Origin of the sequence: Pseudomonas sp. 10S4 (assembly GCF_034344865.1) — a bacterium.
GTDB lineage: Bacteria > Pseudomonadota > Gammaproteobacteria > Pseudomonadales > Pseudomonadaceae > Aquipseudomonas.
Genome location: NZ_CP133774.1, coordinates 900949 through 914364, shown reverse-complemented (window position 1 = coordinate 914364; position 13416 = coordinate 900949). Strand labels below are relative to the sequence as shown.

General features: G+C 59.9%; 9 protein-coding genes and 4 pseudogenes. 8 read left to right on the top strand and 5 right to left on the bottom strand.

The features are described 5' to 3' along the window. The first annotated feature begins 3 nt into the window (after window positions 1–3). From mltB to RHM58_RS04275, 7 genes and pseudogenes are all read left to right on the top strand, one after another. The gene (mltB, locus tag RHM58_RS04305) at window positions 4–1014 is read left to right on the top strand and encodes a lytic murein transglycosylase B (RefSeq protein WP_201191913.1); all 1011 of its coding nucleotides are present in this window, start codon (window positions 4–6) and stop codon (window positions 1012–1014) included. Beyond that, window positions 1014–2025: pseudogene (locus RHM58_RS04300) on the top strand (septal ring lytic transglycosylase RlpA family protein). Before mltB ends, RHM58_RS04300 begins: the two are co-directional and overlap by 1 nt. Window positions 2026–2209: 184 nt before the next feature. Next, the gene (locus RHM58_RS04295; protein ID WP_201198153.1) at window positions 2210–3367 is read left to right on the top strand and encodes a D-alanyl-D-alanine carboxypeptidase family protein; all 1158 of its coding nucleotides are present in this window, start codon (window positions 2210–2212) and stop codon (window positions 3365–3367) included. Between the two features lie 86 nt (window positions 3368–3453). After that, on the top strand, window positions 3454–3729 hold the full coding sequence (locus RHM58_RS04290) for a DUF493 domain-containing protein (RefSeq protein WP_201191917.1): 276 nt from the start codon (window positions 3454–3456) through the stop codon (window positions 3727–3729). Continuing rightward, window positions 3729–4376, top strand: a complete 648-nt coding sequence (lipB, locus tag RHM58_RS04285; RefSeq protein ID WP_201198151.1) for a lipoyl(octanoyl) transferase LipB — start codon at window positions 3729–3731, stop codon at window positions 4374–4376. The genes RHM58_RS04290 and lipB overlap by 1 nt, the downstream gene beginning before the upstream one ends. Before the next feature lies 1 nt (window position 4377). Beyond that, complete coding sequence (lipA, locus tag RHM58_RS04280) at window positions 4378–5403, top strand: lipoyl synthase (protein WP_131063091.1); 1026 nt, start codon at window positions 4378–4380, stop codon at window positions 5401–5403. A 175-nt stretch (window positions 5404–5578) separates the two neighbouring features. After that, window positions 5579–6528: pseudogene (locus RHM58_RS04275) on the top strand (S66 peptidase family protein). A gap of 93 nt (window positions 6529–6621) precedes the next feature. On the opposite strand, the pseudogene RHM58_RS04270 reads toward RHM58_RS04275, so the two are convergent. The 5 genes and pseudogenes from RHM58_RS04270 to leuS form a co-directional block, all read right to left on the bottom strand. Then, window positions 6622–7945: pseudogene (locus tag RHM58_RS04270) on the bottom strand (lytic murein transglycosylase). A gap of 61 nt (window positions 7946–8006) precedes the next feature. Continuing rightward, window positions 8007–8171 (bottom strand): alternative ribosome rescue factor ArfA, encoded by a 165-nt coding sequence (gene arfA, locus RHM58_RS04265; protein WP_056744572.1) that lies wholly within the window; start codon window positions 8169–8171, stop codon window positions 8007–8009. Window positions 8172–8355: 184 nt separating this feature from the next. Beyond that, the gene (gene holA, locus RHM58_RS04260) at window positions 8356–9393 is read right to left on the bottom strand and encodes a DNA polymerase III subunit delta (protein ID WP_322270811.1); all 1038 of its coding nucleotides are present in this window, start codon (window positions 9391–9393) and stop codon (window positions 8356–8358) included. Window positions 9394–9432: 39 nt separating this feature from the next. Continuing rightward, window positions 9433–10038 carry an LPS assembly lipoprotein LptE gene (lptE, locus tag RHM58_RS04255; protein WP_201198148.1) on the bottom strand — a complete coding sequence of 202 codons (606 nt, stop codon included), beginning with the start codon at window positions 10036–10038 and terminating at the stop codon, window positions 9433–9435. A gap of 87 nt (window positions 10039–10125) precedes the next feature. Then, window positions 10126–12731: pseudogene (gene leuS, locus RHM58_RS04250) on the bottom strand (leucine--tRNA ligase). 281 nt (window positions 12732–13012) lie between these two features. On the opposite strand from leuS, the gene RHM58_RS04245 reads away from it, so the two are divergent. Further along, window positions 13013–13333, top strand: a complete 321-nt coding sequence (locus RHM58_RS04245; protein ID WP_201198146.1) for a hypothetical protein — start codon at window positions 13013–13015, stop codon at window positions 13331–13333. Window positions 13334–13416: the final 83 nt, after the last annotated feature.

The following is a 13416-nucleotide window of genomic DNA, read 5'->3' as shown; positions in this document are numbered from 1 at the left end:
TCAATGCAAGCAATGCGTGGCTGGGCGACTCGATACGCGCCGTGGGTCGGCCTGGTAGGCATCCTTGGTACCGCGGAACAAACGCGGGCCGGCGATTACGAAGGCTCACCCCAGGTGGCCGAATTCGTCGGTGAAATGACCCGCGACTACGGCTTTGCCGGTGAACAGCTGATGGCTGTGTTCCGTGAAGCCGAACGCAAGCAGGCAATCCTGGACGCCATCTCCAAACCCGCCGAACGGGTTAAACAGTGGAAAGAATATCGCCCGATGTTCATCACCGACGCGCGCATCGCCCGTGGTGTGGACTTCTGGCGTCAGCACGAGGCGGTACTGGCCCGTGCCGAACAGGAATACGGTGTGCCAGCCCAGGTGATTGTCTCGATCATCGGCGTTGAAACCTTTTTCGGCCGCAATACCGGCAATTACCGGGTGATCGACGCGTTGTCGACCCTGGGTTTCGACTATCCTCCCCGTGCCGAGTTTTTCCGCAAGGAGTTGCGTGAATTCCTGCTACTGGCCCGGGAAGAGCAGGTTGATCCGTTGACCCTCAAAGGCTCCTACGCCGGTGCCATGGGCTTGCCGCAGTTCATGCCAAGCAGTTTTCGCGCTTATGCGGTGGACTTTGACGGTGACGGCCACATTAATATCTGGACCAACCCGGACGATGCCATTGGCAGCGTCGCCAGTTACTTCAAGCGCCACGGCTGGGTGGCCGGTGAGCCTGTGGTCAGCCGCGCCGACGTGCGTGGCGATCAGGTCGACGACGGTTTGACCACCGGCATCGAGCCGACAAAAACCGTCGGGGAGTTGCGGGCGCTGGGGTGGTCGAGTCATGATGCGCTGCGCGACGATATGCCGGTCACCGCTTTCCGCCTGGAAGGTGACAATGGCCCTGAATACTGGATGGGCCTGAAGAATTTTTACGCGATCACGCGTTATAACCGCAGCGTGATGTACGCCATGGCCGTACATCAACTGTCTGAACAGCTGGTCCAAGCACGGGGCGTCAAGTAATGCGGGCATTGCCTATTAAAAAACCCCTGAAGCTGATGGCATTCGCCGCGTTGGCGGTGCTGCTCGCCAGTTGTTCGACGAGCCGCGCGCCGACTCAGAAGTCCTCTGGAACCGCCGTGCGCGCCATGCCGGGGCTGGATGTCAACCGCGCCCACAAAGATGGCGCGCCATGGTGGGATGTCGATGTTTCGCGCATCCCGGATGCCACGCCAACCCTGCACACCGGCGCCTACAAGGCCAACCCGTACACGGTGCTGGGCAAGACTTACTTCCCGTTGAGCGATTCCAAGCGCTACGTCGCTTCCGGCACAGCTTCCTGGTACGGCACCAAGTTCCACGGTCAGAACACCGCCAACGGCGAAGTGTATGACCTGTACGGCATGAGCGCCGCCCACAAGACCTTACCGCTGCCAAGTTACGTTCGGGTGACCAACCTGGACAACAACAAGAGCGTGATTCTGCGGGTCAATGACCGTGGGCCGTTCTATTCGGACCGCATCATCGACCTGTCCTACGCTGCCGCCAAGAAGCTCGGTTATGCCGAAATCGGTACCGCGCGGGTCAAGGTTGAAGGGATTGATCCGCAAGAGTGGTGGGCTGCCAAGGGCCGTCCGGCGCCTTTGATGCTCAATGAGCCTCAAGTAGCGCAAAATGCCGCGCCGACGATTACCGCCTCTGCGGGGACTGTCGAGCAGTGGACGCCACCGCCGCAGCAACACGCGTCGGACACTGTGCCTGTGCAAATCGCTGCAAAAAAACGCTTCTGTACCAGCCTCTGGCCAGTATCTGCAGGTGGGCGCGTTCGCCAACCCGGACGCTGCAGAACTCCTGAGATCGAAGCTCAGCGGGATGGTGAGCGCTCCGGTGTTCATCAGCTCGATCGTGCGCAACCAACAGACACTGCATCGGGTGCGCATGGGGCCGATCGGTTCTCAGGGTGAGATCCAGCAAGTGCAGAACAGCGTGCGAATGGCCAATCTCGGTTCACCGAGCCTGGTCACCGCCGAGTAACACGCAGTACTAGATTGAGGGTTCGCTTGCGGTTTGGGGGTGAACCTGGTTGTTGGCTCGTTGAAGAACAAAAGCCCGGCAAGGGTTACAGAGTGAGCAACTGAACACGCGACAGCTCGTTAGAAAGCTGTCTGATTAGTTTTGCCCCTTAGGGTAAGTTTCCATTAGCGATTTCGAGAGACGGATGAACATCACCACCTTTGCCAAACGCCTGTGCCTTCTAGTCCCGCTGCTCATCTCGCCAGCCGCCTTCGCGGTCGAGATGATGCCGTCGCCACCACAACTGGCCGCTAAAGCCTATGTGCTCATGGATGCCAGCAGCGGCAACGTGCTGGTTGAGAACAACGGTGACCAGCGTCTGCCGCCAGCCAGCTTGACCAAGCTGATGACCGCGTACATTGCGACCCTGGAAATCCGTCGCGGCCAGATCGGCGAAAACGATCCGGTGACCGTCAGCGAAAACGCCTGGCGTACCGGCGGTTCGCGGATGTTCATCAAGGTCGGCTCGCAGGTCACTGTCAGCGACCTGCTGCACGGCATCATCATTCAGTCGGGTAACGACGCCAGTGTTGCGCTCTCCGAGCACATCGCCGGTAGCGAAGACGCGTTCGCCGACCTGATGAACAAAACGGTCGCTGATCTGGGCATGTCCAACACCCACTTCATGAACCCGACCGGCCTGCCGAACCCTGAGCACTACTCGACAGCTCATGACATGGCAATCCTGGCTCGCGCGATCATCCACGAAGACCCGGCTCACTATGCGATCTACTCGCAGAAAGAGTTCTTCTGGAACGGCATCAAGCAGCCTAACCGCAACTTGCTGCTGTGGCGCGACAAGACCGTTGATGGTCTGAAAACCGGTCACACCGAGGAAGCCGGCTACTGCATGGTGTCTTCGGCTGTACGTGATGGCATGCGCCTGATCGCCGTGGTGTTCGGCACCAACAGCGAAGTGGCCCGTGCTTCCGAAACGCAAAAGCTGCTGACTTACGGTTTCCGCTTCTTCGAAACCCAGACCTTCTATCAGAAAGGCGCCGAGCTGGCTCAGGCCCCTGTCTGGAAAGGCACCACCAATCAAGTCAAGGCCGGCCTGGCTGAAGACCTGACCATGACCCTGCCAAAAGGCCAGCTGAAAAAGCTCGCCGCCAGCATGACCATGAACCCGCAACTGGTTGCGCCAATCGCCAAGGGCGACGTGATCGGTAAAGTCGAAGTGAAATTGGACGACAAGGTAGTGCACAGCGCTGACCTGATCGCTCTGGACGCGGTCGACGAAGGTGGTATCTTCCGCCGCATGTGGGATAGCATCCGTCTATTCTTCTACGGCTTGTTCAACTGAATTAGTGTGGACCAGCATGGCCCCGTTCCCATCCGGAGCGGGGCCATGTTCGTTGCCACGGCTTACGCTTACGAGGCCGTTACGCCATGACAGACACAGAAGTAAAGGCGCCAAAGATCGAATTTCCCGCCAATGACTACCCGATCAAAGTGATCGGCGACACCATTGTCGACATCAAGCAAAAGATCATCGACATCGTCAAGAAACACGCGACGGTCAACGATGAGCGTGTGGACGAACGCCAAAGCAGCAACGGCAAGTACACCACCATCCAGTTGCACATCATCGCCACCGGTCAAGACCAGCTGTACGACATCAACAGCGAGCTTCGGGCTACCGGTTTCGTACACATGGTGTTGTGATGTCTGGCACGCTGGGCTTTCGTGAGCTCGGCCAGATGGCTTACGAGCCGGTCTGGCATGCCATGCAACGCTTTACCAACGAACGCGGCACTGATGCTGCGGACGAGATCTGGCTGGTGGAACACCCGCCGGTGTTCACCCAGGGCCAGGCCGGCAAGGCCGAGCACCTGTTGCTGCCGGGAGATATCCCGGTGGTGCAGGTTGATCGCGGTGGTCAGGTGACTTATCACGGCCCAGGCCAATTGGTGGCTTACCTGTTGCTGGATGTGCGCAAACTGGGTTTCGGCGTGCGTGACCTGGTCACCCGCATGGAGCTTTGCCTGATCGAGTTGCTGGCCAGCTATGGCGTTACTGCTGCAGCCAAGCCAGACGCGCCGGGCGTCTACGTCGACGGGGCGAAAATCGCTTCTCTGGGTCTGCGGATCCGCCACGGTTGTTCCTTTCATGGCCTGGCCCTGAACGTGGACATGAACCTGGAACCGTTTCGACGGATTAATCCCTGCGGCTACGCCGGGCTGGCGATGACCCAGCTGAGCGATCACGCAGGATCGATTGAATTTGCCGAGGTAAGTGCCCGGCTGCGCGCGCAGCTCGTCAAACACCTCGACTATGCTGAGCAGACGACCCTCACGGGCGGAATCGACTGATATGACTACTGATGCAGTGCAAACCATGATCCCGACGCTGGATGTTACCGAGCGCCCGGCCCCGCGTGCCAAGGTTGAAGCCGGCGTCAAGCTGCGCGGCGCCGAGAAGGTTGCACGCATCCCGGTAAAGATCATTCCGACCACCGAACTGCCGAAGAAGCCTGACTGGATTCGCGTGCGCATCCCGGTCTCCCCGGAAGTCGACCGCATCAAGGCCTTGCTGCGCAAACACAAGCTGCACAGCGTCTGCGAAGAAGCGTCCTGCCCGAACCTGGGCGAGTGCTTCTCCGGCGGCACCGCGACCTTCATGATCATGGGCGACATCTGCACCCGTCGCTGTCCGTTCTGCGACGTCGGCCACGGTCGTCCGAAACCATTGGACGTCAACGAACCTGAAAGCCTGGCCATCGCCATTGCCGACCTGAAACTCAAGTACGTCGTAATCACTTCGGTGGACCGCGACGACCTGCGCGATGGCGGTGCCCAGCACTTTGCCGACTGCATCCGCGAGATCCGCAAACTGTCGCCGAACGTGCAGCTCGAAACCCTGGTCCCGGATTACCGTGGGCGCATGGACGTGGCGCTGGAAATCACTGCCGCCGAGCCACCAGATGTGTTCAACCACAACCTGGAAACCGTGCCGCGCCTGTACAAGGCTGCGCGTCCGGGTTCGGATTACCAGTGGTCGCTGACCCTGCTGCAACGCTTCAAGCAGATGATGCCGCACATTCCGACCAAATCCGGCTTGATGCTGGGCCTGGGCGAGACCGATGAAGAAGTCATCGAAGTCATGAAGCGCATGCGCGAACACGACATCGACATGCTGACCCTCGGCCAGTACCTGCAACCGTCCCGCAGCCACTTGCCGGTGCAGCGTTTCGTGCACCCGGACGTGTTCGCCTGGTTCGCCGAGGAAGGTTACAAGATGGGCTTCAAGAACGTGGCTTCCGGCCCGTTGGTACGTTCCTCGTACCATGCCGACGAGCAGGCGAAGCTGGTTAAAGCCGAGCTGATGTCGTCCTTGTGATTTGCCGATGACACAAAAAACGCCCGCATGGCTTTTCAGGCCTTGCGGGCGTTTTTTTGCCTTGCCTACGTCCAGCAGAGGCTTTTCCTGCAATGCGCGGCGCAACTGACCCTCTTCTGTTTGTTCCCGTTCCTGACTACTGTGTGCAGAAGTTTTAACGCAGGGAGATTCATGGATGACCGTTCGACCGACCCATACCCTTTTTCCTCACGCACCTGTACCGGCCTTGCCGTCGGAAGGGGTGATCGGCGTGATTGCGCCCGCTGGTCCCGCGCCGCTGGACACTGAAAGGGCGCTGCAATGGATGCGCGCCCGAGGCTATTCGCTGCGGGTATTCCCCGGCGTTTACGAGAAAGACGGCTACCTGGCTGGCAGTGACGATGTGCGGCTCAATGACCTGCACGGTGCCTTCGCCGACACCGAGGTCGACGCGATTATTTGCCTGCGCGGCGGTTACGGTACGCCGCGCTTGCTGGATCGCATCGACTTCGACTTGTTGCGTGCCAATGCCAAGCCCTTTATCGGCTACAGCGACATCACCGCGCTGCACGTGGCGATCAGTCGTTACGCAGGTTTCGTGACCTTTCATGGTCCGCTGCTCAACGCCGACCTGCTGGGCGACAAGCAGCAGCCGACCGAGTCGTCGTTCTTCAGCACGCTGCGCGGGCAGGTGAAGGCGGGTAGCGTGTTGTCCCACCCGGTGGCCTACCCGTTGACCACTATCGAGCCTGGCATCGCTCATGGGCGCTTGCTGGGCGGCAATCTGTCGATGATTGCCTCGATCATGGGCACGCCATACGAAATGGATGCAGAGGGTGTGATTCTGTTCATCGAGGACGTCAACGAGCCGCTGTACCGCATTGACCGGCTGCTGACGCAATTGCGCCTGGCGGGCACGCTGCACAAATTGCGCGGGGTTCTGGTCGGGGATGTGGCGGGGTTGACGCCGCTGCGCTGGCATTGCTGCTCAAGCAAACCTTCGAGCCGCTGCGGATTCCGGTACTGGCCGGTTGGCGTAGCGGGCATTGTGAGCCGAACCTGACGTTGCCGATGGGGGCGTTGGTGCGGCTGGATGCGGGGAATAAGGTGTTGGTGTTGGAGCAGGATGTGGTGGTCAGGCGTTAGAACGCGGTTGCCAGTTAGTCAGTCTTCGCGGGCAAGCCTCGCTCCTACAGGAGTTACATAACCCTGTAGGAGCGAGGCTTGCCCGCGAAGCTTTTAGCGGCTGCGCAAACCTTCCAGCAACTTGTGCGTCGGATACCCATCCGCCGGCCAGCCAAACGACTGTTGGGCGCTACGGATCGCCTTGCGGGTGTTGGCGCCAATGATGCCATCGGCGTTGCCGGCCTCGTAGTTCTGGGCGCTCAGCAGGTTTTGCAGTTCGATCCGCTCGCTTCGACTCAGCGGCAAATCATCTTTCGGCCAGGTGCCGCTGATCAGGCCGGCGCCGTGGAAACGCTCCGACAACAGGCTCACCGCCAAGGCGTACGACGACGAGTTGTTGTACTTCAGGATCGCCCGGAAGTTGTCGAGGATCAGGAACGCCGGGCCGCGATAGCCCGCCGGCAACAACAGAGCGGCAGACAGGTGTTCAGCGCCGGCCGGGACCTGTTCGCCATTGGGCAGGGTCACGCCCATTTGCAGCCATTCGGCGACGCTTTTGCGGATGGCGCCGTCGGCCAAGGCATAGTTGAAGCCGCCAGCCAGTTGCACTTCGAAGCCCCACGGCTGGCCTTTCTGCCAGCCGGAGCTTTGCAGGTAGTGCGCGGTCGAGGCCAGGGCATCGGCCGGGCTGCCCCAGATGTCGCGGCGACCGTCGCCATCGAAATCCACGGCGTGGGTGTTGTAAGTAGTCGGAATGAATTGGGTCTGGCCCATGGCGCCGGCCCAGGAACCAAGCATTTTCTCCGGCGTGATATCGCCCTGTTGCAGGATTTGCAGGGCCGCAATCAACTGCGCATGAGCAAAGCCCGGGCGTCGTCCTTCATAGGCCAGGGTCGCCAGGGAGTTGATCACCGACTTGGTGCCCTGGAACTGCCCGAAGTTACTCTCCATGCCCCAGACCGCAACGAGTGCCTGGCGATCAACGCCATAACGCTGTTCGATGCTTTGCAGGATATCGGCGTACTGGCCGACCAAGGCCTGACCTTTGCGAACCCGCAACGGCGACAGCGCACCGTCGAGGTATTCCCACACCGGGCGGGAGAATTCCGGTTGGCTGCGGTCGGCGCGGATGACGCTTTCGTCGAAGCTGACATTGGCGAACACGCGGTCGAACAGATCGGCGCGGATGCCGGCGGCCAGGGGCGTCCTTGCGGAAACCGGCCTGCCATTCAGCGAAGGTCTGCGTCGGCTGGATGTCGAGGTCGTCGCCTGTCGGCACGACTGGCGGTATGACCGCAGGAGCCGTTGTGACGGGGAGAGTCTGAAGCGGTTGGGCGTCGGCGGCGGTCGGTTTTTCCGCGCAGGCGACAAGCAGTATGAGGCTGGAGGCAGCAATCAATTGGCGAAGGTGCCAACGACGGGAAAGACGAAGGGGCATGCACAGGTCCAGGGAATACGAATCAGATGCAGACCTTAACATGTAGAAGGGGTGTTCTGCTTTAAGCGGCCAGAAAGTAAGAAGCCTCCCAGCTATTAGACTGGAAGGCTTCGCGGCGGTAGCTGCCTTTGCCCTTGCCGGCGGGTTCCTGACGGCTGCGGAACAGTGGCTGGGCGATGATGGATTTGGCCTTGTTGGGGCCATGCTTGGATGGCTTTTTGCTCATGATGAAATCTCACAGGTAGGTGGGTTTTGCGGGGGAAATAATCTGCCGAAGTTTGGGTTCTGTCTATAGGGCAGATGGATGTGAGTTTTGTAGGAAGAAAGATCAAAAGATCGCAGCCTTCGGCAGCTCCTACGCGCCTGTGGGCGCTGCCGAAGGCTGCGATCTCTTGATCTTGCTTTTGATCTTACTCGGCCGGCAACGACAATCTCTGCCCGGCCATCAACAACGACAACCGACTCAAACTCATCCACGGCGAACCGGCGGCCTGGCCTTTGATTTGCGCATCAATGCGCTGCGCTTCCAGCAACAACTGCGCCCAGCGTTGCGCGGAGTAGCGTTGCAGGGCTTTGCTCATCAGTGGTTTGCGTTTGTCCCAGACCGGTGGTCGGGCCGAACTGAACGCTTTGTCCAGCGGCACGCCCTGGCTGTATTGCAGCGCCAGGCTGGCCAGCAAGCGCAGTTCACGGGCCAGGGCCCAGAGAATGACCGGGGGTTCGACGCCTTCACCACGCAGCCCTTCGAGCATGCGCAAGGCGTGGGCGGCTTCGCCGTTGAGAATCGCGTCGGTCAGGCCGAACACGTCAAAGCGTGCACTGTCGGCGACGGCAGCCTGCACGGTTTCGACGGTGATCTGGCCACCCTCGGCCATCAGCTTGAGCTTTTCGATTTCCTGGGCCGCGGCCAACAGGTTGCCCTCGACCCGTGCGGCGATCAGTTCGACAGCGTCCTGGCTGGCAGACAACCCGGCCTGGGACAACCGCTGGCGAATCCAGCTCGGCAACTGGTTGGCATCCACCGGCCAAATCTGCAAGAACTGGGTCTGTGAACCTTCAACCAGCGCCTTGCCCCACTTGGTTTTCTGGGCGGCGCCATCGAGCTTGGGCAAGCTGATCAGCAGTACGGTGTCTTCGGCCGGGCGCCCACAGTATTCGATAAACGCGGCGGCGCCTTTGTCACCCGGCTTGCCTGACGGCAGGCGAAGTTCCAGAAGACGCTTTTCAGCGAACAACGACATGCTGGCACCGGCCTGCAACAACGTACCCCAGTCGAAACTGGCGACGGCGGCGAAGACCTGGCGTTCATCAAAACCCTGCTGACGAGCAGCCGCGCGGATGGCGTCGGCTGCCTCCTGGCACAACAGTGGGTCATCGCCACTGATGACGTAGACCGGCGCAAGGGCGCCTTGCAGGTGTTTGGCGAGTTGGGCGGGGGCGAGTTTCATAAGAGAGGGCAAACGGGGCGCCTGAGCGCCCCGTAAGTCTTACTGCTGCGGGATTTCGACGGGCGACTGACGCGGGGTTTCCGCTTCAGCCTTCTGCGCGGCTTGCAGTGCATCGGCGTCAGCCTTGGCACGTGCATTCGCGGTCGCTTGCAACTGATCCAGCTGAGCCGGGGTGATCTGTTGCAGGCGCAGGATCATGCGCTGAACCAGTTCGCGACGGGTTTCTACGCGGGCAGTGTTGGCTTCCTGGTCGGAACCCACCAGGTTGTTGCCGTCGTGAATGAAGATCTTCTCAACTTCGAGCTTGTCGCTCTTCAGTGTCAGATCGTGCTCACCACGGATTTCGTAGTTCAGCACCGTGGTCACCTGGTACTCACCTGTACGGCCGGCACCGGCATAACTGAGGATGCGCTGGTTTTCCTGCTCATCCGTCAGAATCAGCTTATACGGTGCTCCGGTGTAGACCTTGACGCCGCTGCTCTGCAGCACTTGGCGCAGTTGCGTCACGGTTTCGCCGTAAGCGTTGCGGGCGCTCACGTCGAGTTCCTTGATCGCCAGTTCGGTAGTGCCGGTGCCGCGCAGCTGGAAACCGCAGGCGCTCAACAGGACTGCGAGGCCCATCACCAGCAAGTTGCGTTTGATCATCTTGTTGCTCCCCTTGAAACCATGTGGGCCGACCGTGCGGCCCGAAAGGTTTTACGCGGCGCCAGGCTCACCTGGCGCCTGATCCAATTAGCTGGCGACGATATTGACCAGTTTCCCGGGCACTACAATCACTTTACGAATAGTCAGGCCATCGACGAAGCGCAGCACGTTTTCATTGGCCCGTGCGGCGGCTTCGACTTCTTCGCGGGTGGCGCTGGCCGGCATTTCGATCTGGCCGCGCAGTTTGCCGTTGACCTGGATGACCAGTATCAGGCTGTCCTGTACCAAAGCGCTGTCATCTTGCACCGGCCAGCCGGCGTCGATCACAGGATCGGCGTGACCCAGCTGATTCCACAACTCATGGCTGATGTGCGGCGTGATTGGAGCCAGCAGCAAGGTCACGGTTTCCAGGCCTTCTTGAAGCAGCGCGCGATCCTGTTCGGTGCCTTGCGGGGCTTTTTCCAGCACGTTCATCAGCGTCATCACTTGGGCGATGGCGGTGTTGAATTTGTGGTGCTGGCCGACGTCCTGGCTGGCTTGTTTGATGGCCAGGTGGATCGAGCGGCGAACGGCTTTCTGCTCGTCGTTCAGGCTGGCGACGTCAAGTTTGCCCGGCAGACCCTGAGTGACGTGCGCTTGAGCCAGACGCCAGACGCGCTTGAGGAAGCGGTGCGAACCCTCGACGCCGGAGTCGGACCATTCCGCGCTCATGTCTGGTGGCGAAGCGAACATCATGAACAGGCGGCAGGTGTCTGCACCGAACTGGTCAATCATCGACTGTGGGTCGACGCCGTTGTTCTTCGACTTGGCCATCTTCTCGGTGCCACCGATTTCCACCGGCAGGCCGTCGGAGATCAGTTTGGCGCTAATGACCTTGGCCTTGCTGTCACGCTCAAGTTCTACGTCCGCCGGGTTGAACCAGGTGTAGGCACCATTGGCTTCGCGACGATAGTAAGTCTCGGCGATCACCATGCCTTGGGTCAGCAAGTTCTTGAACGGCTCGTTGGAGCTCACCAGGCCTTCGTCGCGCATCAGCTTGTGGAAGAAGCGCGCATAAAGCAGGTGAAGAATCGCGTGTTCGATACCGCCGATGTACTGATCCACCGGCAACCAGTGGTCGGCCGCCGATTTCTCGACCAAACCGCCTTCATAGTGCGGCGAGGCGTAACGGGCGTAGTACCACGAGGACTCGACGAAGGTGTCCATGGTGTCGGTTTCACGCTTGGCAGGCTGGCCGCATTTCGGGCAAGTGCACTCGTAAAACTCAGGCATGCGTGCCAGTGGCGAACCCGCGCCATCCGGAACGACGTCTTCCGGCAGTACGACGGGCAGTTGATCTTCCGGGACCGGCACATCACCGCAGGTGTCGCAGTGGATGATCGGGATCGGGGTGCCCCAGTAACGCTGGCGGGAGATGAGCCAGTCGCGCAGCCGGAACTGGGTGCGCGAGGCACCGAGTTCTTTCTTGATCAGCGCGACTTCCATGGCATCGAAGGCGCCTTCGAAGTCGAGGCCGTCGAACTCGCCGGAGTTGATCAGCGTGCCGTGTTCGCCGTAAGCGTCTTGCCATGGCGACGGGTTGGTGTCGCCGGAGCTGGTGCGCACCACGGATTTGATCGGCAGGTTGTACTTGGTGGCGAATTCGAAATCGCGCTCATCGTGCGCCGGAACCGCCATTACCGCGCCATCGCCGTAATGCATGAGTACGTAGTTGGCGACCCACACCGGGAGCTTCTCACCGGTCAGCGGGTGCTCGACGAACAGCGAGGTCGGCAGGCCTTTTTCTCTTGGGTGGCGACGTCGGCTTCAGCAACGCTGCCGCCCTTGCATTCAGCGATGAACGCTTGCAGCTCAGGGTTGTTCTGCGCGGCCAAGGCGGCCAAGTGGTGTTCGGCGGCCACGGCAACGTAGGTCGCGCCCATCAGGGTGTCCGGACGGGTGGTGAAGACTTTCAGTACGCCGCTTTCGCCGATGGAATCGACGTTGTACGGGAACTGCACTTCCATACCGCGGGATTTGCCGATCCAGTTGCGCTGCATGGTCTTGACCTGTTCAGGCCAGCCCGGCAAGTCGTCGAGGCTCGACAGCAACTCATCCGCATAAGCGGTGATCTTGAAGTAGTACATCGGGATTTCGCGCTTTTCGATCAGCGCGCCGGAGCGCCAGCCGCGACCGTCGATCACCTGTTCGTTAGCCAGGACGGTCTGATCGACCGGGTCCCAGTTCACGGTGCCGTTTTTGCGATAGATCACGCCTTTTTCGAACAGGCGAGTGAACAGCCATTGTTCCCAGCGGTAGTAATCAGGCTTGCAGGTAGTCACCTCGCGGGACCAGTCCACCGCCAGGCCCAGGCTGCGCAGCTGGGTTTTCATGTAGGCGATGTTTTCGTAGGTCCACTTGGCGGGCGCTACGTTGTTCTTCATCGCGGCGTTTTCTGCCGGCATGCCGAAGGCGTCCCAACCCATGGGTTGCAGGACGTTCTTGCCTTGCATGCGCTGGTAGCGGGAGATCACGTCGCCGATGGTGTAGTTGCGCACGTGCCCCATGTGTAGCTTGCCGCTGGGGTAAGGGAACATCGACAGGCAGTAGAAAGTCTCCTTGCCTGGCTGTTCACTGACTTCAAAGGACTTTTGCTCGTCCCAGAACGACTGGGCGGCGGCTTCGATTTCACGGGGCTGATATTGTTCGTGCATGGCTACTTTTGAACTGAATAGGGGTGGCCTAATCCTCTTCAATGCAACGCTGGACGGTGATCTCGCCAAATCGGCGGTTCGGTGTCCAGACGAGCTGGAAGTGGAGTTACAGGAAGCGCCGTAGCATACATGACCGCACTCTATCGAGGGAAACCCTGATTACATGCAAAAGTTGGCTCCAAACCTGCTGCGAGGGCCGTTGGTCGCAGGGTTCAGCCGGTTTGTTCATGGAAGCTAAGCTCCTAATTGGGGAGTGAGTCTTATCTTCAATGAGGTGAGGGATGGTTGAGTCACAACGTAAAGTTACAAAACCGGAGCTGTATGAACGACTGATCGATCGTCTGGGAATGGCCCTGGACGCGGCGAAAACCGCCGGTCGGTTGCGTGATGAACGTCCCCTGGAGCTGGAGTTGCGAGGCCTGAGTCCCGCAGAGTTTGCATTGGTCAAGGCGTATCTGGATCGCAGTGAACGTGAAACACACGGATGCTTGTCAGAAGCAGTGAAGCAACTCGACGCACCACGTTCGGCCAAGATCATCTGGCTCAAGGACAAAACACCCGGCAGGGACGCGGTAAAGGTTCGGTCTCTGCAGTTCAAGTAAGGGCACTTGAAGCCATGACCTATGGTTTTTGAAGCATAGTCCTTCCGCATTAGTTGTCGCATTGCGTCAACCCACTTAGGCTT

Bases quoted from the DNA above. Each gene is read 5' to 3' on its own strand.
- mltB (WP_201191913.1), top strand. From the start codon at position 4: ATGCAAGCAATGCGTGGCTGGGCGACTCGATACGCGCCGTGGGTCGGC.
- RHM58_RS04295 (WP_201198153.1), top strand. From the start codon at position 2,210: ATGAACATCACCACCTTTGCCAAACGCCTGTGCCTTCTAGTCCCGCTG.
- RHM58_RS04290 (WP_201191917.1), top strand. From the start codon at position 3,454: ATGACAGACACAGAAGTAAAGGCGCCAAAGATCGAATTTCCCGCCAAT.
- lipB (WP_201198151.1), top strand. From the start codon at position 3,729: ATGTCTGGCACGCTGGGCTTTCGTGAGCTCGGCCAGATGGCTTACGAG.
- lipA (WP_131063091.1), top strand. From the start codon at position 4,378: ATGACTACTGATGCAGTGCAAACCATGATCCCGACGCTGGATGTTACC.
- arfA (WP_056744572.1), bottom strand. From the start codon at position 8,171: ATGAGCAAAAAGCCATCCAAGCATGGCCCCAACAAGGCCAAATCCATC.
- holA (WP_322270811.1), bottom strand. From the start codon at position 9,393: ATGAAACTCGCCCCCGCCCAACTCGCCAAACACCTGCAAGGCGCCCTT.
- lptE (WP_201198148.1), bottom strand. From the start codon at position 10,038: ATGATCAAACGCAACTTGCTGGTGATGGGCCTCGCAGTCCTGTTGAGC.
- RHM58_RS04245 (WP_201198146.1), top strand. From the start codon at position 13,013: ATGGTTGAGTCACAACGTAAAGTTACAAAACCGGAGCTGTATGAACGA.